The organism is Microcystis sp. 0824 (assembly GCF_003112475.1).
Classification (GTDB): domain Bacteria; phylum Cyanobacteriota; class Cyanobacteriia; order Cyanobacteriales; family Microcystaceae; genus Microcystis; species Microcystis aeruginosa_C.
Map to the genome: position 1 here is coordinate 43520 of NZ_BDSM01000055.1, position 23779 is coordinate 67298.

A 23779-nucleotide genomic window follows, 5' to 3' on the forward strand; every position below is an offset into this window, starting at 1 on the left:
TTACAGGAGACAGCAATGGCTTTACTAGATGACTTAGTTCAACAATATGCTCAAGCTGATTTGTCCATAATTTTTCGAGAAGTTGACGCTACCGATAATCGGCAAGTTAACTTAACTGCAATTCCTCCCGATCATTTTAGTCATTTAAAAGAAGTTTCTCTGGCTCAATGGCTATTAGAGTCCGCCAGAGCCACCAGTAAACTAGCCGAAGACCAGAAAAACTTCGCTGGTTTAAAATGGCGCAAGGAAATGACTCCTTTTGCTACTCCTAAATCGATTAAAGTACCTTCTGAATCGGAAGCGATGGACTTTTGCTTATTCACGGATATTGACAATTTTCTGCGAGGTTATTGGAAATTTTTAACCCGTGAACCCTATCAAGGATTAGAAGAAAATACTCAAACTCCTGAAAACTTTATCGGTTTTATTCAAAGTAAAGGCTTTGCTGCAGATATAAGTTATATAAGCAAAGTGTTAAAACTTGTTCCCGAAGCGAGGACTTTACTAGCAAAAGCCAACGGAATTGTTATTCCACCACCCCCCGATACCTTACAAGTAACCAGTTTTCCCAAGGAAGTGGAAGTGGGACAAAGTTTTCGGATTGAAGGAACCGCAGCTGCTGCCGACAAAGGCAAAAAACTCACCGTTTTAATTGATAATCAATTCCCCCTAGATGATATTAAAATAGAAGAAGGAGGAGAATGGAAAGCCGAATTTGTCTTCTTACAAGCGGGCGATCGCATTGTGAAAATAGCCATTGATAATCAAAGTGTAGAAATCAAAATCAAGGCTTCTCCACCGAAGGCAACAGGTGCAGTTACCCTGAATTTAACGGGAAGTGTCGGATTAGGAGGAATCAACCGAACAGCCGATAAGATTGCGGTTAAACAGCGATTACATTCCCTTGGCTATACTTTTGTCGGTGATCCTAATAGTGCAGCCTTGAATACAGGTTTCATTCTTGCTATTAAATTATTTCAATCGATTATTGCAGGGAGAGAAACTCTAGGTGGAGATGGACGAATAGATGTGGACAATACCACTCAGAAATGGTTAGAAGCGGCCAATGCACCTCGTTGGCAAACCATGCCCGATAGTAATCCTTCTATTAGCTTAATTAATCATGAGAAAAATCAAACTAATGATGATCATGATTTTGGAACAAGTTGGTTAGCAGATGCCATCTTAGAAATTGCTGCTGACTATCATAATACATTCCGAGTTTCTAATCCTAGTAGTGCCGCTTTTTCTATTAATGATGTTAGTAAACCCACAGGAGGAGACACCCCCCAACACGCAGGCCATGAAACGGGTTTAATGTGTGATGTAAGGCTTCCGCGCAGGGATGGACAACATGGCGGAATCACTTGGGAAAGTGACAATTTTGACCGCACCGCAGCACGCGCTCTGATTAAAGCCATGCGACGACAAAAACTGGTTAGTCAAGTGTTTTTTAATGATGCGACCCTGAAAGATGAAACTTTTTTGGGACAAAAACTATGCAATTTTGCTCCTGGTCATGATAACCACATTCACTTTGCTATTCGCCCTCCCGTGAGAGCTTAGTTTAATTGATTAAATAACCAGATAATTCAATAATTGAGAGGTAAAAACTATGGGAATTGTACCGACAGCATGGATGCCTAACTGTTCGATGAAAAGAATCATTATTCACTGGACGGCAGGGGGACATAAAGCATCTAGCAACGATAAATCTCATTATCATATTTTAATCGAAGATGATGGTAAGTTAGTGCGAGGAACTCACTCAATTAAAGATAATGTTTCCACCGCAGATAATGTTTATGCGGCTCATACGGCACTGTTTGGTACGGGTTCAATCGGAGTTAGCGTCTGTTGTATGAGTGGTGCGGTGGAAAAACCATTTAAAGCAGGAAGTTTTCCGATGACACAAACCCAATGGGAAACCATGGCGCAGGTAGTAGCAGAACTCTGCGATTTTTACGATATTGAAGTAACAGCTAAAACCGTTTTAGGTCATGGAGAAGTAGAACGTGAGTTTCCTAATAAACCCCAACGCGGAAAATGGGATCCAATGGTTTTACCCTGGGATACATCTTTAAGTAAAAGACAGGTGGGAGATCAATTTAGAACCCTAGTAAAAACGAAATTAACGGGCGTTTCTGGTTTAGTGGAAACTCCGGCTAGTATCACAGCAGTTGTTCAAGGAAAACCCTTCCGAGAAGCGCAGATATTTAATGAAAAAAGTATCGTCAAGATTCGTCCTTTGCTAGATACTTTTAATTGGCAAATTATTACTGCCAATGATCAAGAAGTGATGGAATTAAAATTTGCTGATGGAGAAGAAGCAAAATCCTTAGGATTTTTGCTGATTGAACACAGCAATAAACCGATGGATATTCCCGAGGGAACTAGCAAACAAGAAATCATCAAGAAAATTGAACAATTCGGCTTTGTGAAAATAGTAGATTTGGCACAAGCACTAAATCTTTCTGTAACTTGGGATGGCACAACTCGGACAGTAACAATTGAGTAAAGATCGATAACATCAGGAGATGATTTTATGCAAACCTACACGATTAAATCGGGAGATACCCTCAGAGGAATTGCTTTAAAATTTTATGGTGATGCTTCAAAGTTTGTGGTAATTCAAGAAGCCAACGATATTGCCAATCCTAATCAAATTTCCGTGGGACAAGTTTTAGAAATTCCCGAGCTTGCCGATGACAATGACAATAATCCCCTAGAAAATTTTCATCGGGCTTTTCCTAATAGTGTGCGCTGGCGATTGGCAGAAGATGGAGTGGAAATTGAAGGTAGCGGCATTGAGCGAACCAGTGGTCAACCGGCGACTGCTACTAAAATTTGGAATAATTTTTCTGATGAAATTAATCAATGGTCAAAACATTTTAATGTGCCAGCAGTAATTATTATTGCCACCATTGCCACAGAATCGAACGGAAAAGCAGACGCTATCCGCAAAGAACCGGGTTATGTATCTGATTCTATCACCCCTCATTTGATCAGTGTTGGCTTAATGCAAACATTAATTTCTACGGCCAGAGGTACATTACATAATTCAACCATCGATCGAGATGACTTAAAAAATGCCAGTATTTCTATTAAAGCAGGAACGTCATTTATTGCCGATCAACGCTTGAAAACTTTGTTAGATCCGCCCAAAGTTGCCTGTGCTTATAATGCCGGTTCTTTATTTGAAAACAAAAATTCCAATAATCGTTGGCGAATGCGTCAATTTCCCATTGGTACTTCCGCACACTGCGATCGCTTTATTAAATTCTTTAACGATGCAGTCTTTGTTTTGCAAGGGACCACCACACCTGTTAGCGTCGGCTATCAACAATTTTATCTAGCTTGATTTCCTTGGCTTTCTTGGGGTTCTGATCATCAATTCAGTTTGCAGCCCTCAAGAATCAATTTTAGTCAGTCATGTCCAGTTATCTAGTTAGAAGAAATTTGTCTTTCTATTTATTTCAAGATTTCAAGGAGTGGTAAAGCTGTGTTATTCAAGCTTTTTCAGCGATTCATGATCTTTGGATTTACTTTAGTAATAATCTTATTTTTTCAAGCAAAAATCCAAGCTCAAACCGTTTGTCAAATAGTACCGACTTCTCAGATTTCTTCTATCGATCAGGCTAAATGTTTATTGCGTCAACCCAAAATTTTTGGGAATGTAGGACTAACTTTAACCAGTTTACCTGCTCCGTTTGATCAACTCTTAACTAGACCCACCATCGATATCAGTAAAGAGCAATTAAGACGATATCTACAAGCTCAAGGAATTAACGAAGCAGACATTGGCGGTTCATTAGATAAACCAGTTTCACGAACTAATAATAATAATCCCAGTGCAGAATTGGCTCGTTATTTTATTATTCATGATACCAGCACTCCTAATTTGGGAAATGATCCCTTTCCCAATAATATTAATGAAGCTAGTTGGAGGTTTAACAACTTCAATCAATATGGTAGTGGCGACAATTCTCCCGCTCATATCATTATTAATCGAGTAGGACAATCCGTCACTCGTAAGGATTTTAATACACCTTGGCGTTCTACCAGACGAGAATCGGAGCAATTTTGTGGGGTGAATAAATGTAAGGGTTTATTCTTAGCAGTTGAATTAGTTCAACCTAGAAGATGTCAACCAAATGCTGGTCAAAGACAGTGTTCTCCACCCAGAAAAAATGATGCTAAATCGCCCGATCCCGGGTTTACCAAAGCCCAATTAGATCGCCTAGCAGTTGTTTATGTTGCGGCCAGTGTACGGCGCGGAAAATGGTTAATTCCTGCTTTTCATGTTGTTCTTGATCAAATCGTACAGGGTGGACATGATGACCCCCAGAATTTTAACCTAGACCAGTGGTCAAAACAACTCAATGACATTTTAACTGAAATTCGTTCTTAGGAGTTAATTATGAACAAATATTTGCAACGCTTACTATTAATTATCGCAGGGATTTATCTAGTTATTATGAGCAGCTTTGTCTCTCCTGCATTTGCACAATTTAGCTATACTTCCCCTACTCAAAAGGATAAATTTGTTCCTGTCCTAATTGCCCTAACTGAATCTCAAATTATCTTTGATTTTCCTGAACCGACAGAAGGCGTTAAAGATAAAAAATTGACCCTATTTTCTACTTTCTACTTTGTTCATCAAGCTCAAGTGAGTAGTGCGACCGATGCCATTGCCTTAAAAAATTCTAGTGGTACTTCTTTAGGCGTTAAACTGTCTAAAAAAGACTGGTGTACTGCCGCTTTAGAAGGCACTGTACAAGTTAAAACGGATAGCAATACCCTTAAAACCTTTAACTTTGCCACAACCGGAACAACCGCTCAAACCAATTGTAAACCCTTTTTTCCGAGCTTAAAAGAGGCCATTATCCGAGCCATAAATCGCTCTTTATTTGCCCCAGCTAAAGGATCTTTTGGAGATGGTTCAGGAGGCTTTATCTTAGTTCCTTATCGTACCATTGCCGTTGATAAAACCGTGATCCCTTTAGGAACAGTTATTTATATTCCTGATGCAAGAGGAAAAGAAGTCATTTTGCCTTCGGGAAAAAAAGTGAAGCATGATGGTTATTTCTTTGCGGCGGATGTGGGTAGTGCAATTAAAGGAAATAAGATTGATACTTTTTTGGGAATTACTAATAAAAATCCCTTCTCCCATGTTAAGAGTGATCCTAGCAAAACCTTCACTGCCTTTGTGATTACTGATACCCGGATTAAAAGTGCTTTAAATACACTGCACAAATCCTAATCGTTCAATCGTTCTTTATTTTCTCAAGGAGACTTTATATCATGGCTGACAAAACCCTAAAAGCTTTAGTGAATACCGTCATCAAGGCTTTACCTCAAGATAGCAGTACCTTAACAGATTCCCAAAAATTTCCCTTAGCAAAAGGGGATACCCTAGCCATCAAACAATATCGATCCGCTCCCAATAATCACTGGGAAATTCAATTAGAAACGCCTCGTGATGGTATGACTACTTGGTTTGCTTTTATTTCTCATGTCGAAATTTTTGTCGATCAAAATTTTAAGCAAAACTTAGTTAATATTGCTACTCAAGAATGGGAATTTTTTAAAAAAGGGAAAAGAAAAGAACGAGAAGATGGGTTTTGGCAACGCATTGTTACCTATTGGAAAGAAGCTCTAAATCGTAACGATATTGACACTCGTTTTGATGTGGGTAACGTACCTTGGTCAGCAGCATTTATTTCTTGGATCATGACAAAAGCAGGTGCGGCCGATAAATTTAAGCGAGATGCGAGTCATTCAGTTTATATTCGAGATAGTGTTAAAAAACGCAAAGATCAAGTCATTAATGCTCCTTTTGTGGCTTTTAAAATTGATGAAGTAACTCCAGAAATTGGTGATTTAGTTTGCGCTCCTCGTCAATCAGGAGTTACTTATGATACCAATAAAAATTATATTTCTCATTGTGATTTGGTAGTAGCAAAAAGAACGAATGAAATTGATATTATTGGAGGAAATGTCAGCGATTCAGTTACCCAAAAGACCCTAAAACTTGATACCAATGGTAAAGTAAAGGACACTACTCGACCTTGGTTTGTTGTCATTAAGAATTTGCTTTAATACTTTTCCTATCCTTTCCTAATCTCTTTCAAGGACAAAACTATGGCAACTTTACAAGACATTGTTAACGATAACAAAACTCTGACACGTTCCCAACTAAAAACGGACAAAGGGTTAGTAATAGAAATTCAAACCAAACTCGCTAACCTAGGATTATATCCCGGTGGACAATGGATTGATGGTGATTTAGGCACTGGAGATACTTTTACTTGGCGAGGACTCAAAGAATTTTGTCAAGCCGTGGATTTATCTGGACTTCCTTCTGACACAGTGGCAATTAATCCCAATATTGCTACTAATTTACTTGACACAAAACAGCTACCTTTTATCTTAGATCAAGCCAAAGATACTAAATTTATACTTAACAAATTAACCACCATCCAAGATAATTCAATCGCACCGGTCAATATTGGGGTAACTCAGTCATTCGTCGCTAGAACACTGCGGAATTCGCCTTTTGCGATGGAAGTGGACGACTATCCTGAACACTTAAAACAGAAACCAGACGGGACTAATTTAGTTTCCTACGGAACTAATTTTACTCTCGTAGGATCAGGGAAAACTATTACTTTTAGCGATTATCCCCAACGGGGAAACTTACCCAATATTGACACAAATGGCTTAAATTTTCTGGCCAGTAACATCTCTCATGCCTGTGTATGTGTGGGAAGTTTTGGCGATGGCAGCAGTCCAATCAAAACCCATTGGTTAGGGAAAGATGCCTTTAATCCAGAACAATTACTCAGTGCCACTAAATTCATTGGAGTTCTTAACGCAATTGAACAAATTAATGGGAAATTCCCTACAGTTGATGTTGATAATTGTGTGATTGAACCAGCTAATTCTCCCAAACCTAAATTTTTTGATCTGGTGGTTGATATGGTTTCCTATAGAAAAGATGCTGATGGTTCTCTGGGACGCTCGAATCAAATTGGAGCCTTGTTTAAACGCTTTACTAAACGAGCGGATTTGGAAGCTTGGCTAAAAGCTCAAACGGGAAATACCAGTTGTAAATTTACTGGGGGATATTTTAATCCTTCTCTGATTAAAGATCCAATTATCAAAGATTTAAGTAGCAGTGCTACCGTCTTAAGATCACCAGTAGATAATACCACGGGAACAAATGATGTATCGACTTATGATTTAGTGCGTTTAATTACGATGTTAGGATGGCATCTACATTTAACTACTAATACTCGTTTTATCGGCAGTCAATGGCATAGTTTAGAAACCGTTGTTCGTGCTATGGGAACCGATGCAGCACGATATATTGATGTTGCTTTAGAAACTTTAGGTGTGATAAATGTGATTAGTCAACCTGTGGTAATTTCTAAAGTTGGCTTCGGTCCTAGTTCCTTTGCTTATGTAGCTTTCGTCAAATTTGTTGATAATCGTGTGCAACCAGCTAAACTGAGAACTTTCTCCTTAGCTCTTCGTACTCCCAACGGTTCCGACAGGGAAAGAGATACCAATTTAGCCGCCGCTGTCACCGAAATTGTCCGCCGCATTTTAACCGAGGAATTGGCTTAATTTGCTTTGGTCATAACTAAAAACAAAAACTTGTAAAATCAATAGTGAGGTCTTAAAAATGAACCTAGGAACCCTTCTCGAAATTATTGTTGCTCTAATTTTTATCTACTTAGCTTCCAGCCTTATTATCTCCGAATTACAGGAACAATTGGCCGCCTTATTAGAATTTCGGGCTAGAAATTTAAAAAAAGCTCTGGAAATATTCTTGGGAAAAAATACGGTGGAATCTTTGTACAATAATGGATCGTTATTATCAAGTTTCAATCAATACACTAATTTTGGGAAATCAGTTGGTCCTTCCTATGTTGAACCAAAGGTTTTGGCAGAGTCTCTAATTAGTCTAGTTAATAGTCAACTTTCAGATAATGAAAAATTATTGAAAGCGGATTTTTTAGGAAAAAATCTTGTTGAAGAAAAAACAGGAATTTTTAAGAAGTTAGCTAGTATTTCCGATTTCTCTAAAATAGACAAATTAGCGATTGACAGATTGATAGAAATAGGTTATAGTACCAAACTCAAACATGACAATCCAACTCTGGAGAATTTTATTGATGAAATAGCCAAAACTTTTACTCAAATTATGGAGCGAACATCGGGGGTATATAAAAGAAATGCCAAGGGGGTATCTTTTGCTTTTGGTTTCTTAGCGGCTGCCTTGCTCAATATTGATAGTTTTTATGTCATTGAGCAACTATTCAAAAATTCCAATTTAAGACAGGGACTTAATCAGGTAGCGACAGAAGTTTTTCAAACTAATGAATCTTGTTTTAAAGATGCTCAAGCTGATCCCACCAAAGTAGCTAAATGTACAGAAAAATTACAAGTTAGTGTCAAGGATTTAGAAAAAATTAATCAACCTTTGCCGCTTGGTTGGGATGAAAAAGGATGGTTTAATGGTGAACAAATAAAAGAACAAAATGGCTGGCAAGCTATCTTTGGCTGGCTAATGACAGGAGTAGCCGTGGCGATGGGCGCACCTTTTTGGTTTGATATTTTAGGGAAGCTTATCAATGTGCGTAATACTGGTAAACCCATATTTCCTAATACTCAGAAATAAATAATTATGGCTGTCAGTTTAACTATTTTCCATCAATCCTCAAACCATTTATTTCTCAAATTATTTCTAGTAATTTCTTGTCTTTTTGTCTTTTATTACCTATAATTTTCTCAGGGTAAGCTCATCTAATTTGGTATAAATTGTACTTTACAAAGATTTCTGAATAGGGTAATGAAATCGCCATAGCACCGTCCCGCACTGCCAGTAACCAGACTTAGCCGCTGCTACCTCTGTATAATTTATAATTAAGCCTTAGTCTCACTGTTGTTCATGAAAATTAACGAGGAAATAGCTCATGGGTCAAGGTTTTACCCCCGTTCTCCCCACTGGAAATAAAGCTCAACTAAAACCTGAGCTTCCTTTAACATCAATCAATGAAATTCAAGCTAGTTTATTGACTTATCTTCAAGATATTCCTGACCCGAGAGTGTCCCGAACCCAAAAACATTTATTAACCGATATTTTAGTCATTGCTATTTTAGCAGTTATAGCAGGAGCCGAAGGTTGGGAAGACATAGAAAATTATGGACTCAGTAAGCAGTCTTGGTTATCTGAGTTTTTAGAATTACCTAATGGCATTCCTTCTGATGATACTTTTCGGCGGGTTTTTGAACGGATTAACCCGGAAGCTTTGGCCAAAGTTTTGTCTCAATGGCTGCCCCATTTAAGCGATGATGGTACAATCGAGCGAGTTGGTAATACTCCCTGTAAAGATATTCCCGATAAAAATAGTCCCGAAAAATATTTCCGCAGTATTTGGGTAAAAGTTAATTAATACCAATTCTTACCCATCAAAACTAGACATCGAATTATCGAATTTAAGTCCCCCTTTTTAAGCGAGATACCGAAGGTAGCGGGATCGAACTCCTGTAGCTAGATTGTGGAAAATTGATATATAGCAATTCCCATAGTTGTGAGGTACAGAGTCTTAGGTTTTGAGGAGTCAGGAGTCAGGATTCGGGATTCAGGATTCAGGAGTCAGGATTCGGGATTCAGGAGTTAAGATTTTGGTGTACCTCATGAGATTGGGAAACGCTATAATTAGCTATCCCTCTTAGTGGAACTTAAACAAAACTTAGAACAAAAATAGCTTTTAACCCATGTAGGGATAAGCTTTAATCTCAAAAAAAATGTTAATCAAGTCTTCTCAATGTTTTTTTATCCTATTGAGATCAGGATACTTCCTTGATCGAGGTAATGGAAGAAATGTATCAACGGGTATGCCATAAAAATGCTGGTATGTTATAATTAGTTAGCTGTTAAAAATTGTCAGCCATACCCCTTATTAAGAGGGGATTAAGGCGGGATCGGCACACCGCTTATTAAGGGGGAATTAAGGGGGGATTAAAAGTCTGAAAAAGCATTATATTTTTTAAGACGAGCAGAATCTATGAACCAAGAATCTCTAAGCTTTGTCCATGGGAATGTCAAGTTAGCTGATCGCTTTTTAGTATGTGGATTCGGTAGTCTCGGACAACACTGCGTCAAGTCTTTAAAAGAGTTTGGCGTTAGCGTCGTCGGTATCGAACTAATAGAGCCTCCCAGTTGGGAAATTTTTATTTTTTTTAACTCAATTCAGTCTGTCCTAGAAACATAACACCCTGATCCCCTCAACATCGTTATCTCCTCAATAACCGCACACCGGGATTAGCACTCAAGCCCTAAGAGTGCTAAATTAACTAAAGGAGTCCTATCACAACAGCGATACCATGTCCAAAATCATTGCCTTTAAAGATGAATCCCGTCGCGCCCTAGAAAAAGGTGTCAACGCCTTGGCCGATGCGGTAAAAATCACCCTCGGTCCGAAAGGACGCAATGTCTTGTTAGAAAAGAAATACGGCGCCCCCCAGATCGTTAATGACGGCATCACCGTCGCCAAAGAAATCGAATTGTCCGATCCCCTCGAAAACACCGGGGCGAGATTAATTCAGGAAGTAGCGGCAAAAACCAAAGATTTAGCGGGAGATGGCACCACCACCGCCACCATCATCGCCCAAGCTTTAATTAAAGAAGGTCTGAAAAACGTTACCGCCGGGGCCAATCCCGTCGCTTTAAGACGCGGACTAGACAAAACCATCGCCTATCTCGTCGAAGAAATCGCCGCCGTCGCTAAACCGATCGCCGGAGATGCGATCGCTCAAGTGGCCACCGTTTCTTCCGGCAACGATGAAGAAGTGGGACAAATGATCGCCACCGCCATGGAAAAAGTCACCACCGATGGCGTAATCACCGTGGAAGAATCGAAATCCCTAACCACGGAATTAGAAGTAGTGGAAGGGATGCAGATCGATCGCGGTTATATCTCTCCCTATTTCATCACCGATCAAGAGAGACAGATCGTCGAGTACGACAACCCCCTGATCCTGATTACCGATAAAAAAATCAGTGCGATCGCAGAATTAGTCCCCGTCCTCGAAGCCGTTGCCCGTCAAGGTCGTCCCCTATTAATTATCGCCGAAGATGTGGACGGCGAAGCCTTAGCCACTCTAGTGGTCAACAAGGCCCGGGGAGTCTTAAATGTCGTCGCTATCAAGGCCCCCAGTTTCGGGGAACGTCGCAAGGCGGTTTTACAAGATATCGCCATCCTCACCGGCGGTCGTCTGATTTCCGAAGAAGTGGGCTTAAGTCTTGACACGGTTAGCCTCGATCTGCTGGGGCAAGCAGCAAAAATCACCCTAGAGAAAGACAATACAATTATTGTCGCCTCCGGGGACAGCCGCAATAAGGCCGATGTGCAGAAACGTCTCGCCCAACTGAAAAAACAGTTAGAAGAAACCGATTCTGAATTCGATAAGGAAAAATTACAGGAACGCATCGCTAAATTAGCCGGCGGTGTGGCCGTCATTAAGGTCGGGGCAGCCACAGAAACCGAACTCAAGGATCGCAAACTCCGCATCGAAGATGCCCTCAATGCCACCAAAGCCGCCGTGGAAGAAGGTATCGTCCCGGGCGGTGGTACAACCTTGATTCATCTGGCTTCTAAGGTGAAGGCTTTCAAAGCTTCTCTCACTAACGATGAGGAAAAAGTCGCCGCCGATATCGTCGCCAAAGCCCTAGAAGCCCCCCTGCGTCAGTTAGCTAATAACGCCGGCGTGGAAGGGGATGTGATCGTGGAAGGTGTGCGCGAGACCGCTTTTAGCGTCGGTTACAATGTCCTCACCGGCAAGTACGAAGACTTAATCGCCGCTGGAATTATCGATCCAGCTAAAGTGGTACGGTCAGCCGTTCAAAACGCCGCTTCCATCGCCGGTATGGTCCTAACTACGGAAGCCCTCGTGGTCGAAAAACCCGTTAAAGAAGCTGCAGCCCCCGATATGGGTGGCATGGGCGGCATGGGCGGCATGGGTGGCATGGGCGGCATGGGCGGCATGGGCGGCATGGGCATGATGTAATTCCTGATGCCGTCTGGCCCTTGAAAATAATCTCATTCAATTGAACCAATCTGTCCCTTTTCTGGTTATCATCGCCATTAGGGACAGGTTTTTTTTCCTCGGGAAAAACTTTTTCAGCAGAACCTGCTTAATCTATCCTTTGCATTAGTCCAGACACTACACTAGAAAAGAAGGATTATTCCCAGAAATCATGACACTGCTGACGGTTCGATCGCTCAAAAAAGACTTCGGTATCAAGGAAATTCTCAAAGATGCCAGTTTTAGCCTCGATGATCGCGATAAAGTCGGCCTGATCGGTACGAATGGATCGGGAAAATCGACCCTATTGAAAATGATCGCCGGTTTAGAATCGATCGATGGTGGCGAAATTCAAATCAATTCGGGGATGAAAATCGTCTATTTACCCCAGCAACCGGAGCTAGACAATGATAAAACGGTTTTAGAGCAGGTTTTCGCCGATAGTGGCGAAAGCATGACTTTAATCAAGGAATACGAGGAATTGTCCGATCGCCTTGTCCATGAGCCAGAAAATCTGGATACTATTATGGAACGTTTGTCAAGGGTTTCGCAACAAATTGATAAACTTGCCGCCTGGGATTTAGAAACCAATGCTAAAGTTATTTTAAGTAAACTGGGTATCGATAATTTTAATGCTCGTGTGGGAGATTTATCGGGGGGATATCGCAAAAGAATCGCCATCGCTACCGCACTTTTAGCCGATCCTGACTGTTTATTGATGGATGAACCCACAAACCATTTAGACGCGCTTTCCGTGGAGTGGTTACAGAGTTATTTGTCCCGTTTTCGGGGAGGATTATTATTAATTACTCACGATCGCTATTTTCTCGATCGAGTGACTAATCGCATCATTGAAATCGATCGGGGAGACTTATCTACTTATTCTGGTAATTATGCCTATTATCTAGAAAAAAAAGCTTTAGAGGAAGAATCGATCGCCAGTAGTCAACGCAAACACGCGGGAGTTTTGCGACGGGAATTAGAATGGTTATCCCGGGGACCAAAAGCGCGCAGTACCAAACAAAAAGCGCGGATTGATCGCATTCAGGCAATGGGTAATAAGGAATTTAAACAGGTGGAGGGAAAAGTCGATATTGCCACCGCAGGAAGACGCATAGGCAAAAAAGTTATTGAAGTAGAAAATATCTCGAAAGCTTACGGAGATCGCACTTTAATTAAAGATTTTACCTATATTTTTACCCCCGAAGATCGCATCGGTATTATTGGCAGTAATGGGGTAGGAAAATCTACTCTCATGGATATTATTACCGGGAAAACTCTCCCCGATTCAGGCACGGTTGACATCGGTTCCACTATTCATATTGGTTACTTCGATCAACAATCCGATGATCTCAATATTAACGAAAATCAAAGAGTGATCGAATATCTGAAAAGTGTGGCCGAATTAGTCAAAACTCTAGACGGTAGCGTGATTACCGCTTCCCAGATGTTAGAAAAATTTCTTTTTCCTCCCGATCAACAGTATGCACCAATTTATAAACTTTCTGGAGGGGAAAGAAGACGCTTATTTTTACTACGAGTTTTGATGAGTGCGCCTAATGTTTTAATCTTAGATGAACCCACCAATGATCTCGATGTGCAGACTTTAGCAATTTTGGAAGAATATTTAGAGGACTTTAACGGTTGTGTGATTGTCGTTTCCCATGATCGCTATTTTCTCGATCGAGTAGTTGATACTATTTTTTCCTTTGAAACCGGGGGTAATATCCGTCAATATCCGGGTAATTATTCCCTTTATCTCGATCAGAAAAAAGAGGAGGAGGAACCAAAAGAAAAAAAAGTCACCCCAAAAACTGTTAAAGCTTCTCCCTCACCCGTCAATAAGAAAATCTCTTTTAAAGAGAAAAAAGAATACGAAGATATCGAAAAACAAATACCAATTTTAGAAGCCAAAAAAGCTGAAATTGAACAGGTACTTTATGGAGAACCCCTAGAAGATTTTACCAAAATAACCGCGCTGACCGAAGAATTAGCTCAATTGAGTCAAAAAATTGATACTTTAACCGATCGCTGGTTAGAATTAGCGGAAAAATTAGGCTAGGATAATCCCTATTTTCCCGATCAATTTAGTCAAAACTGAGTGATAATTTCCGGTGAATCATCCTCATCCATGACCAGATCTACCGACTCCACCCGCAAGAGGGCCAAATTATCGTTAACCACCCCTTGAAGATAGATTTCCCCCATCCCTTCACCCCCTAGATCGATCGAGCCAAAAACTTGACCGGTTTTTGTATTAAAATTAAACTGAAAATAATTAGCTGAGGAAATTTCCTCGCTGACATTATTGTATTTAGCGATCTCCTGACCACTATTATCATAAAAAGATACCCGAAAATTTTCTAAAACTTGCATTTTTCCGGAACCTTTTTCTGAAAAGATAGTCGGGGCCGTTTTTTCATCATAACTAAAAGAACCTTTAGCTGTATAACCCTGATTTCCCAACCATTGAAAATCGATCGTCACCGCTAAAACCCCTTGGCTATTCAGGTTAGCAACTAAAAGCCAAGCTAGTAAAGTCAATATCATCTTTTTCATTAGTCGGTTATTTGGCTCTCTTATTCTTTGTGTGATAATTTTAACTTATATAGTAGCGATCGGTCTTTGTGTCCTTTGTGTCTGGAGTGGTTCGTTCCACTCACTGCCCCAAGACTGTATCTTAGAATACATTTTACCCACCAAACCTAAGAGAGCCATTATTTCAGTTATCAGTGATCAATGACTACAACCAGTCTTCGGGGGAATTTTTATAAGGGACTCTTTCTATCCCTATAAACCTTAAGAAAACTTCAATTACATGGGTACAAAAAAAGGAAACCCAAATGATCTTTTGTGGGGGGTAACTTCCGTTTGCTGATATTACCCGATTTTAAGACAAAACTCGTCAAAAACCGCCATAACGTTCCTCCAACCAGGGATCACCTCGTCGATGGTAGCCATTAAGTTCCCAGAAACCCAGTTGCTCTCGATCGAGAAATTCTAAGCCATTAATCCATTTAGAACTTTTCCAAGCGTAGAGATGGGGGACAACTAAACGCAGCGGACCACCGTGGTCGGGGGGTAAAGGTTGACCAAACAGTTGAAAAGCGAAAAAATTATCTTCGTGCAGGAATTCCTCTAGGGTGAGGTTAGTGGTATAACCCCCATAACAGTGTTGCATGACGTGGGTAGCCTCCGGCAACAGGTCAATTAAGGTGATAAAATCCGATACCTTAATTCCCGTCCAAGTCACGTCTAATTTTGACCAACGGGTGACACAGTGAAAATCCTTAGTAAATTCCCACTGCGGAAGGGCCATAAAATCCGACCAGTTAAAAATTTTAGTCGTGGCCACCTTTCCCCAAACCTTGAATAACCATTCCTCGGTCTTGATTTGGGGAGTATCTCCGTAGGTAAGGACAGGAAAACCACTAGCGAGATATTGGCCCGGAGGAACTCGGTCTTGATCGGGAGATTCTGGTTTTTTAAAGAATTTGCCTAACATTAGTTGAGACTCACAACGAACACCCTAAACAAATCTTAAAATATTAGGGAGCGAAAAGGTTTTCTCTACCTCACTCCCCACCATCAAGTTATTCCTCGTCTCCCCCTTCTTCTTCCTCTTTAGTGGGATAGACAAAGCTGTTAGAACGACCAGAAAGAACAGATTTACCCAAAGATAAGGCTTTTTGCGCTTCCCGAGCCGCTTGCTTTCTCCAGTGCGCTCTCCGTTGGTCGCGCTTGGCATTTGAGGTTTTCTTCTTGGGACAAGCCATAGTATTTTAACGATAGTTATAGACTCACAACCTTTCTATTCTACTCCCTATTTCCCTAATCGGCTCGCTATTTGTCTGATTCCCTTGCTCACTACTGCCCAAAATATTGATAAAACTTAATAATTATCATTGGCTTACCTATTTATGTTTAAAATCTTATATAGCTATGTAGTCAAGTAATTTCCATCATGGTCACTACCGTCGAACCTCCCTCCCAGAAAAAAGCTGTTCTGCGCGAAACTATCCTCACCCCTCGTTTTTATACCACCGATTTTGAGGCTGCCGCTAATTTTGACCTTTCTTTGCAAGAAACCGAAATCAAAGCGATGTTAGAGGAGATGCGAACTGATTACAACCGGCATCACTTTGAACGTCAGCAAGAATTTGAGAACTATCAAGACAATCTCGATGAAAAAACGAGAAACGCTTTTATAGATTACCTAGAACGCTCCTGTATCTCCGAATTTTCTGGCTTTTTGTTATTTAAGGAACTGTCACGACAACTAAAAAGCCGTAATCCCTTGTTAGGGGAGATATTTCATCTTATGGCTAGAGATGAGGCGCGTCATGCAGGATTTCTCAATAAAGCCATGGCTGACTTTAATATTTCCCTCGATCTAGCCAAAATTACCAAAACCCGCACCTACACCTTTTTCCCCCTTGAATGGGTATTATATACGGTCTATCTCTCCGAAAAAATCGGTTATTGGCGTTATATCCTCATTTATCGTCATTTAGAAGAACATCCCCAGTATAAATTTAATCCTCTCTTTAATTACTTCGAGAGTTGGTGTCAGGACGAAAATCGCCACGGAGATATCTTTAAAACCTTACTGCGAGCTAAACCACAATTGTGGAATAATTGGCGATCGAGATTATGGAGTCGTTTTTTTCTGCTTTCCGTCTTTGCTACCCATAGTTTAACTGTGCGCGAACGCTCAGACTTTTATGATGCTTTGGGAATGGATGCGATCGCTTTTGATCAAGAGGTAATTCGTCAGACTAATAATACCTCCGCTCGCGCTTTTCCCACCATTTTAAATGTGGACCATCCCCAATTTTTTCCCCGTTTAAACCGTTGTGCCGAACGTAATTTACAATTAAAAGCGATCGATGAAAGTAGCGCTCCTCAATGGCTAAAAACAATGCGTAAGTTACCCTTACAGTTAGGTATCGTCGGGGATCTATTGCGATTGTATCTAATTAAACCCATAGATGCAGAAGCCACCAGAGAAATGGTACTTTAATCAGTTATCAGTTATCAGTTATCAGTTAGAAGGGGATAGGTAAATGGGGGAATAGGGGAATGGGGAGATAAAGTATTTTCCACTAAAACCCTAAAACCCTAAAACCCCACTCCCCCAACACCCCACTTCATAATTCATAATTCATAATTCATAATTCATAATTCCCACACCCCACACCCCACACCCCACACCCTACCCCCACGAAAAACTTTTTCAGCAGATCCTAAGTGGTCGTGCCAAATTAATTTCCTAAACCTCGACCAGAAATTCTGTAAACTTCGATCAAAAGCTGCGTAAATTCTGTATTTTCTCTGGAAGTCTTAGATATAGCTTTTAGAATTGTGATCATAGCGGTAGGCTAATTCAGATCAATTAAACTTCTTCCTCACTCCCGACTTTGTTAGTATCATGAAACCTAACTCTGGCCGTAAACGTTTATTATCCCTGATATCTGCTGTTTCCTGTAGTTCTCTCCTGATTTTATCCCCTCTAGCCCAGAGAGCGCAAGCAGACGATATTACGGATGCCTTAGAAGCGGTAATTGAATATACGGCTCAATTACACCAGATCAATTTTAAGTATTTGTTAAGCGATGGCCCGATAACCACTCCCTGCGGTGTAATTTCCCTAGCGGCTTTCTGCACTGTAGATAATACAGTTTACGTCAATCTCCAGCAAGTCACTCGCATTAGTGATAATCCCCTATTTCCCCTTTACGCCGTCGCTCACGAGGCTGCTCACGCTGTTCAGTGGAATCGGGGTATCGGTGGCATCGATGAAGGCGGAATGAGCATCGGCATTGAATTACAGGCCGATTGTCTAGCGGGAGATACCCTTTCTTGGTTATTTACCGAAGCAAGAAGTTTATCCAAACAGGATTATATAATAGCAGGAAAACTTCTAGCGGAAGCGGCCTCGGAAGTGGGCGATTTTGAAGCTCCCAATAACTCCCACGGCACACCACAACAGCGAGGTGATTCTGTCCTGCAAGGATTCTACGGGGAAAATCATCAAGCCTGTATGCGTTAACTAACACTCAAGGCTGTATTTCCCCTAGAATTCCTAAAAAAGTTTAAAAAACTACTGTAAACCTAACCAAGATAACAGACCTTGGCCAGTTAGATACTCGATCAACAGGGTGATCACAAAACCAATCATAGCAGCCCTACCGTTGAGGCGCTCGGCATAGTCATTAAAACCAAATTTGGGGTCTTCTAATTTGGGAGTTTGAGTCGGTTGTGGTTCAGTCATGATCTTTACAGGCCGTTTACATTTCTTTACTATTCTAGCGGAGTTAGAAGTTAGGTTGTAACTAATTTCTAACTCCTCCCTATTTGCCCTAATCTCGACCGTTAAGAGCGATTAAAAGGCGCAGAATAAAGATAAATAGGTTGATATAGGTCAAATACATCGATAAAGCAGCACTGAGATACTGTTCATCTCTGTAGGTACGGGGCAAGATGTAAAAGTCCACCACTGCGGAGCCGGCAAACAGGAAAACCCCGATGCCAGAAATAGCGATTTCTAACCAGGTGGGAGTACCGCCACCAAAGATAGAGAAAATTAGCTGACCAATGAGAACAATAAAGAGAGCGAGAATACCGATGCTAACGGTTTGAGTCAGTGCCAAACCATCTTTTTCCGACAGATTCGAGCCGATATTGCGTCCCAACACAAAAGCGATGCCGCAACCGAGGGCAGCAATTGCCACTCCTCGCAAACCGACACCGGAAGTACCTAGGGCCACATAGACGATTCCACTGAGAGTATAGCCAGAAAGAAGGCTATAGAGAGTCAGCAGGGGCAGAGCAGTGCTTTTATTGCCGCTTTCCGCACTACTACGCGCGACAAAAAATAAAATAATCTCGGCAACCAGGGCGACAAAGAAAGTCGGGAAGAAAATCTGGGGATAGGATTGGATCACACCTAAACCGCCATAGGTTCCCACCGCAGTTAAAATTAGACCGCCACCGAGATAGGGCAAGGCCTTGGGGATAACATTAGGGCCGATAAGTGCTTGGCTTTTAGCCTCGCGTAAAGCTTGACGAAAATTACTGGTATTACTCATGGTGACTAGGTTCGAGATACTTGTCTCAATCAATCTTGTTAAACAGAAACTATTCTTGATTAGTTCGTCAAGAATGCTGAATCGCAGGGAAGAAAAAAAGTAATCTTCTCCCCCGCATCGATTCCCTCTTGATTGTAACGAAAAGACTAGGGATCGAGCTAAGTAGGTAGGTATTAAAAATCGTCAGATACCCTCCTTATCAAGGCGGGATCGTTACCCCCCTTATCAAGGGGGGATTAAGGGGGGATCGAACCGAAAATCTATTTTCACCCCTCTTGACGGATCAAGTTACCGTAAACAGAAGACCGATTTAAGGCGATAATGTCCCATAAACTGGATATTTCCTGTTTTTATTAACTACAATCTTCAGAGCATACCCTGACCTAAAGCCAAACCTGTCACCAACATTCCTAAGACTAGAAAAGGCTGGGCGCTGGCTTGATATTTGACATCATTTTTGAGCGGATTCCGCAGAAAATACATATCTTGGAAAGTGATCTGAGGGATAATTAATAACAGTAAAATAGCGGCATAAAGATTCTGATGAATACTAATCAGATAACCCGCAATTCCCGCTTGAAAAACATCGATCATAATCACACAAATCCAAGCAGCGGTCGTAATTCCAAACATAACTGGCAAGGATTTTAAGCCTAATTTTTCGTCACCTTCTACACTTTTAAAGTCGTTAACTACAGCAATGCCTAAACCCGCCAGACTATAGATGAGGGTTAGGATCATAATTGTCCCATTTAACTGACCAAAAAGGGCGTGACCTGCCCACCAAGGTAATGCTATATAACTAGCACCGAGGGCATAATTACCCAGCCAACCATTTTGTTTTAATTTTAAAGGTGGCGCTGAATAAATATAGGCAATAAAAGAACCAAATAGGGTTAAACAGAGCATGATCGGGAAATCATGACCGGCCCAGCGATCGAGAAGATAAGCTATTCCCAATCCACCCACTAATAAAACCAAAATCTGGCCGACTACTTGCGGAATAGAAATCACCCCCGAAGGAATCGGACGATAGGGTTCATTAATTGCATCGATTTCTCGATCGTAAAAATCATTTAAAGTTTGGGTATAACCAGTCATCAACGGACCGGAAAGTAACATACAGGTGGCTGCTTTTAAGACATCTTCTAAAGACCAAGTATAATTCCCCGATGAAGCAGCCCCACAGACAACCCCCCAAATCAGGGGAATCCAAGTGATCGGCTTCATCAATTGTAAGCGGATTTTCCAGAGGGAGGTTTCTGCCGATGAGGCCCCTTTCATGCCCAATAATTGGCGAGTTTTGGCCCCCCGCTCGTCCTTGTTTTCTATCTCGGTGTTTGACATAATCCCTTAAAAAGAAATAATTAAGTAACCGTCTTGGAATTTTGCCCCTTTTACCCCTCGTCCGGTTAGAGGCGGTGGTACATCAATATTACGCCGTTGATCCCCGGCTTCGATGGTTAATTCTGGACCCGATTGCGTCAGTTTTACCTGTTTTTTCTCGAATCCGGGTAAATAAACCTTGACCTGAGCGGCTGCCGTATCGATTATTAACGGTTTGGGCGGCTGCACCGTGAGAAAATTGGGTAACTCGGCGATTAACTCCTGCCAATCTTCTCCTTGACGGTCGGGTAAAATCGCCGCCGGCAGCGGGGCAAAATCCTCCGTAGCACTCTGACAGCGATTAAAAATCACTCCCCCCACATTTAAACCGATTTGCTGCGCCCCACCCCAAAGATATTTGGCCTCTGCGATCGCAATTGGATTGTCATTGGTGACTAGATAGGCTAAAACTCGTCGAGGATCGGCTAAAGCCGAGCGCCCCTCGTCTAAAATGTTATTATCGGCCTTCTGCCCTAAACCATCGGGATTAAAGGAGAAATTCAGCACGGCAGCGGCAATCGGTTGGAAAAAGGGAGAAAGGGTGCGACCGATCTCGGAATCGCTGAAAACCTGCCGAAAACGCCGTAAATACCAGCCACCCACCTCTGGGATACCCAACATTCGCAGGCTATTGATGTCTCCGCTGCCGTCGTAGATGATGACATCGTAATTTCCGCTTTTATCCTGTTCCCGCAGGAAATTTAAAGCTAGAGCTTGGTCCATTCCGGGTAAAATGCCCAACTCTTGACCATAAACATTTTTCAAGGTGGGAGAACGCAAATACTGCTTTTCTAATTCCTTGACTTCTTCCCAACTTTTTTCTAGTAATCCTGTACTACTAAGCTGGATAACTGAGAGATTGGGAGCAATTTCGGTAATAGAGGAGCTAGGGGAGGCCTTGAGGAGTAATCCCCAAGCAGGGCCGGAATCTTGACCGATCAAGAGAACTTTTGACCCCAGACCAGCCATTTTCTTTGCCGAAGCGATCGCTATTGTACTGCGACCGCTGCCCCCCTTGCCCAAAAAGGTCAAAATTAAGGACATAATTAATTCCTAAGCGTTGTATTTAGATGAGTTTGAGTTCATCCTCAAAAAACCAAGTAGCGGTCTTATCATCGAACTGGACAACAGCACCAACACCGCTGCCATCGGTCATCTTAAAATTTTTGATGACACCCACTTTACCCAATTTACCCGCTACATCCGAGTTAACGCGGTCTCTTAAGCGACAGACCTTGACTTTTTGCCCGATTTCCATTACTTCCACAGTTTTAATAAGACGATAATTCAATAAACCAATCCTAAGTTTAATATAAATTCGTGTCAGATAAACCCCCCAATGCTCTTCAGTTATCGGTCTTTCTCAGATCATCTGCACTTAGCGATCATATATACTAAGGAATTGAACAAAATCAACCTCTTGCTTAGGATAGGCAAAAGGCAATAGGCAATAGGCAATAGGCAGTTAGATAAGTAGCTGGTTATAATTGAATTAAAAATGGATTTTAGGTTCGATCCCCCCTGCCCCCCTTGATAAGGGGGGTGCCGATAGGCGGGGCGATCTACCCTTAATAAGGGGGGCATCTGAAAGTTTTCAATACCTACCTATGTGCAATTAATTGTGTCTAGCTACTCAACAAAAAGATTTTATTTCGTTTCTGGGGCAGAATTTTGCAGATTTTCCAGTTGTTCTCTTTGCTTGCGTTTAAACTCCTCGGCCGCGTCGTTGATATTATTGAGGGTGTCTTCCTGAAATTCCGATCCGTCCCGGCTACGGCGAAAATTACTATTATGAATCAAGTCTAGAGGATTAAAACCACCGAGATCATCCCTGCCATCGGAACTACGTTCATTTTTTTGATAATCTGGCTGACTGGGGTTCAAGCTTTGAGCTAACACTTGCGGACTAAAATCAGCCCCGACCAATAAAATAGTAGCTAGGAATAAAGACGATTTGATTAACATTTTTTGAGTATTCATAATCTAACTCCTCAGAAAATTAAGTGAGTAGGTGTTAAAAGTTGTCAGGCACCCCCCTTATTCAGGGGGGACTAAGGGGGGATAGGCACCACCCTTATCAAGGGGGGACTAAGGGGGGCAGGGGGGATCAGAGGCACAATCTATCTTCAATTTAATTATAACTACTTACTTGTCTAGTTTTTGGTGGTGAGAAAGTTGTAGGCTTTTCAGTGAACAGTAAACTGATAACTTATAACTGATAACTGATTTAAGCAAAACGACGACGAAGTAAGGGCTGAATTGCCAAAAGGATTAGCAGATCAAAAGCTAAGAGCAGGCCTAAAACTGTCAAGAAATTGAGGTCAAGCCAAGGGGTTTGTAAGACTATGCTATCAAAAGACCAGTGCTGATTGAAATAAATATAACGGATTGGTTCGATCGCATAGGTAAGAGGGTTGAGACTAGCGATTACTTGTAACCAATCTGCCATAAAGTTTAAGGGAGCGAGGGCGGTACTGGCAAATAAAAGCGGTAAATTGGTGACGAAAATGACGGCGATTAATTCGATATGTCCAGGGAGAGCAAAGGTTAAACTGAGACTTAAGGCAGTCATCCCCAAAACTATTAGGAAAACAATCAAAGCGATCGCACCTAATCCGGCTAAACTAGGCAATCCTGCCCCTAAAAAGGCACTAGCGGCCACGATCGAGGCGGTTTGGATGAAACTGAGGGCGATAATATAGATGGTAGAAGCGGCCACGATCGAGTAACGAGTGGTTAAAGGTGCTACCAACAGACGGTTAAGGAAGCCAAATTCTCGATCGAACATTACCGGCAAACCAGCATTGAGGGCCCCAGAAAAAGCGGTAAAGACAATCACCCCGGGGGCGAGAAATTTAGCATAACTGAGATCGTTGCCGAATAGACCCTGGGGAGCCTTATAAAACAATGCCCCAAATAAAATCAGCCACATAAAGGGCTGAATTACCCCCGCGATTAGGGTTGAAGGACGACGTTGTAATTGGATGAACAGACGTTTAGTCATGGCCAGAGTTTCTTGCAGAAATTCCCCTAGCACATTTCCCCCATCGTCCACCGTTGCTGCTCTAGTGGGATTGGGGGCTAAACTAGCTTTTAAGGAAGAAGGTGTGATGGTTTGGCTCATGAAATATTTACCTCTAATGCAGTCTTAACGAGTAATTTAGATAGTCAACAGTTTATAAGTGATCAGATGGCTCTCTTGG

At 41.6% G+C, this 23779-nt stretch carries 22 protein-coding genes and 3 pseudogenes; 15 read left to right on the forward strand and 10 right to left on the reverse strand.

Translation table 11 applies throughout. From position 1 onward, the window contains the following. Window positions 1–15 precede the first annotated feature (15 nt). The 12 genes and pseudogenes from N0824_RS18540 (at window position 16) to N0824_RS18595 (ending at window position 14161) form a co-directional block, all read left to right on the forward strand. Entirely contained in the window at window positions 16–1566 is a 1551-nt protein-coding gene (locus tag N0824_RS18540) for a glucosaminidase domain-containing protein (protein ID WP_108937823.1), read from the forward strand. 49 nt (window positions 1567–1615) lie between these two features. Further along, window positions 1616–2518, forward strand: coding sequence for an N-acetylmuramoyl-L-alanine amidase (locus tag N0824_RS18545; RefSeq protein WP_108937824.1), 903 nt, complete (start codon window positions 1616–1618; stop codon window positions 2516–2518). A 27-nt stretch (window positions 2519–2545) separates the two neighbouring features. After that, entirely contained in the window at window positions 2546–3361 is an 816-nt protein-coding gene (locus N0824_RS18550; RefSeq protein WP_108937825.1) for a transglycosylase SLT domain-containing protein, read from the forward strand. A gap of 168 nt (window positions 3362–3529) precedes the next feature. Then, the gene (locus N0824_RS18555) at window positions 3530–4411 is read left to right on the forward strand and encodes a hypothetical protein (RefSeq protein ID WP_233256480.1); all 882 of its coding nucleotides are present in this window, start codon (window positions 3530–3532) and stop codon (window positions 4409–4411) included. Window positions 4412–4420: 9 nt separating this feature from the next. After that, entirely contained in the window at window positions 4421–5263 is an 843-nt protein-coding gene (locus N0824_RS18560) for a 3D domain-containing protein (protein WP_108937827.1), read from the forward strand. A gap of 41 nt (window positions 5264–5304) precedes the next feature. Next, a complete protein-coding gene (locus N0824_RS18565) occupies window positions 5305–6102 on the forward strand; it encodes a DUF2272 domain-containing protein (protein WP_108937828.1) in 798 nt (265 codons plus the stop codon). 42 nt (window positions 6103–6144) lie between these two features. Further along, on the forward strand, window positions 6145–7632 hold the full coding sequence (locus tag N0824_RS18570) for a hypothetical protein (RefSeq protein WP_108937829.1): 1488 nt from the start codon (window positions 6145–6147) through the stop codon (window positions 7630–7632). Between the two features lie 58 nt (window positions 7633–7690). Then, complete coding sequence (locus tag N0824_RS18575; protein WP_108937830.1) at window positions 7691–8689, forward strand: hypothetical protein; 999 nt, start codon at window positions 7691–7693, stop codon at window positions 8687–8689. A gap of 370 nt (window positions 8690–9059) precedes the next feature. After that, a pseudogene (locus N0824_RS18580) lies at window positions 9060–9339 on the forward strand (ISAs1 family transposase); the annotation flags it as partial. Between the two features lie 740 nt (window positions 9340–10079). After that, window positions 10080–10277 (forward strand): annotated as a pseudogene (locus N0824_RS18585) (hypothetical protein); the annotation flags it as partial. Window positions 10278–10398: 121 nt separating this feature from the next. Continuing rightward, window positions 10399–12081, forward strand: coding sequence for a chaperonin GroEL (gene groL / locus N0824_RS18590; RefSeq protein ID WP_046661050.1), 1683 nt, complete (start codon window positions 10399–10401; stop codon window positions 12079–12081). Window positions 12082–12271: 190 nt separating this feature from the next. After that, on the forward strand, window positions 12272–14161 hold the full coding sequence (locus tag N0824_RS18595) for an ABC-F family ATP-binding cassette domain-containing protein (protein WP_108937832.1): 1890 nt from the start codon (window positions 12272–12274) through the stop codon (window positions 14159–14161). 29 nt (window positions 14162–14190) lie between these two features. Here the strand turns inward: N0824_RS18595 and N0824_RS18600 are convergent, their stop codons facing one another. Further along, window positions 14191–14658 carry a hypothetical protein gene (locus N0824_RS18600; RefSeq protein WP_108937833.1) on the reverse strand — a complete coding sequence of 156 codons (468 nt, stop codon included), beginning with the start codon at window positions 14656–14658 and terminating at the stop codon, window positions 14191–14193. A gap of 15 nt (window positions 14659–14673) precedes the next feature. On the opposite strand from N0824_RS18600, the pseudogene N0824_RS21800 reads away from it, so the two are divergent. Continuing rightward, window positions 14674–14742, forward strand: a pseudogene (locus N0824_RS21800) (type II toxin-antitoxin system VapB family antitoxin); the annotation flags it as partial. Between the two features lie 262 nt (window positions 14743–15004). On the opposite strand, the gene N0824_RS18605 reads toward N0824_RS21800, so the two are convergent. After that, complete coding sequence (locus N0824_RS18605; RefSeq protein WP_002737593.1) at window positions 15005–15604, reverse strand: sulfite oxidase-like oxidoreductase; 600 nt, start codon at window positions 15602–15604, stop codon at window positions 15005–15007. Between the two features lie 88 nt (window positions 15605–15692). Next, window positions 15693–15875 (reverse strand): 50S ribosomal protein L32, encoded by a 183-nt coding sequence (rpmF, locus tag N0824_RS18610; RefSeq protein WP_002737202.1) that lies wholly within the window; start codon window positions 15873–15875, stop codon window positions 15693–15695. Between the two features lie 188 nt (window positions 15876–16063). Here rpmF and acsF point away from each other — a divergent pair, with 188 nt between their 5' ends. Next, window positions 16064–17122, forward strand: coding sequence for a magnesium-protoporphyrin IX monomethyl ester (oxidative) cyclase (gene acsF / locus N0824_RS18615; RefSeq protein WP_108937834.1), 1059 nt, complete (start codon window positions 16064–16066; stop codon window positions 17120–17122). Between the two features lie 408 nt (window positions 17123–17530). Then, window positions 17531–18151 (forward strand): metalloprotease, encoded by a 621-nt coding sequence (locus N0824_RS18620; RefSeq protein ID WP_104396311.1) that lies wholly within the window; start codon window positions 17531–17533, stop codon window positions 18149–18151. A 51-nt stretch (window positions 18152–18202) separates the two neighbouring features. Here the strand turns inward: N0824_RS18620 and N0824_RS21100 are convergent, their stop codons facing one another. The 7 genes from N0824_RS21100 to N0824_RS18655 all read right to left on the reverse strand — a co-directional run bounded on the left by N0824_RS21100 (window position 18203) and on the right by N0824_RS18655 (window position 23700). Next, complete coding sequence (locus tag N0824_RS21100) at window positions 18203–18373, reverse strand: high light inducible protein (RefSeq protein ID WP_002742489.1); 171 nt, start codon at window positions 18371–18373, stop codon at window positions 18203–18205. Between the two features lie 88 nt (window positions 18374–18461). After that, a complete protein-coding gene (locus tag N0824_RS18625; RefSeq protein WP_108937835.1) occupies window positions 18462–19190 on the reverse strand; it encodes a Bax inhibitor-1 family protein in 729 nt (242 codons plus the stop codon). 366 nt (window positions 19191–19556) lie between these two features. Further along, the gene (chlG, locus tag N0824_RS18630; protein ID WP_108937836.1) at window positions 19557–20537 is read right to left on the reverse strand and encodes a chlorophyll synthase ChlG; all 981 of its coding nucleotides are present in this window, start codon (window positions 20535–20537) and stop codon (window positions 19557–19559) included. A 6-nt stretch (window positions 20538–20543) separates the two neighbouring features. Next, window positions 20544–21620 (reverse strand): ArsA family ATPase, encoded by a 1077-nt coding sequence (locus N0824_RS18635; protein ID WP_108937837.1) that lies wholly within the window; start codon window positions 21618–21620, stop codon window positions 20544–20546. Between the two features lie 22 nt (window positions 21621–21642). Then, a complete protein-coding gene (locus N0824_RS18640; RefSeq protein WP_002742483.1) occupies window positions 21643–21834 on the reverse strand; it encodes a DUF2862 domain-containing protein in 192 nt (63 codons plus the stop codon). Between the two features lie 389 nt (window positions 21835–22223). Continuing rightward, window positions 22224–22556, reverse strand: a complete 333-nt coding sequence (locus tag N0824_RS18650; RefSeq protein WP_108937839.1) for a hypothetical protein — start codon at window positions 22554–22556, stop codon at window positions 22224–22226. Between the two features lie 247 nt (window positions 22557–22803). Beyond that, window positions 22804–23700, reverse strand: a complete 897-nt coding sequence (locus N0824_RS18655; protein ID WP_002799574.1) for an ABC transporter permease — start codon at window positions 23698–23700, stop codon at window positions 22804–22806. Window positions 23701–23779: the final 79 nt, after the last annotated feature.